Source organism: Sinorhizobium sp. GQ132 (assembly GCF_059758575.1).
Window position 1 is genome coordinate 1 of the sequence record NZ_JCAXDX010000057.1, and the last position, 522, is coordinate 522.

The following is a 522-nucleotide window of genomic DNA, read 5'->3' on the forward strand; positions in this document are numbered from 1 at the left end:
CTTAGTTTAGACAAGTTGCATAAAAGGGAGGAACACCATCATGAGCGATCCTGTCGCCGTTCATCAAACCCGCGAGACCGTTTACGCTCCTGATCTCTCGGCACATTCCGTCATCAACGAAATCTCTTGGGGAGCGGTGCTTGCGGGCGTCGCGCTCGCGCTTGCGGTCCAATTTCTGCTGAACCTCTTGGGCGTCGGCATCGGAGCCGCCGTGATCGATCCGACAACGAACGATAACCCAAACCCAAGCACTTTTTCGATCGCCGGCGGTCTCTGGTTCGTCGTCTCTGGCATAGTTGCGGCCTTCGTCGGCGGATATATCGCCAGCAGGGTTTCCGGCCGCCCTAGCAAAACGACGGGAAGTTACCATGGGCTGACGAGTTGGGCCGTCACGACATTAATCGTTCTTTATCTCCTTACCACCTCCGTCGGCGCGTTGGTGGGTGGCGCCTTCAGCGGACTGAGTAGCATCATCGGGGGCGTCGGCAAGACTGCCGCCACAGTCACCTCTGCCGCCGCACC

Annotated in this window: 1 pseudogene; it reads left to right on the plus strand. The window is 58.6% G+C overall.

From position 1 onward, the window contains the following. Window positions 1-40: 40 nt before the first annotated feature. Window positions 41-522, plus strand: a pseudogene (locus AC6CIG_RS29695) (PhnA-like protein); the annotation flags it as partial.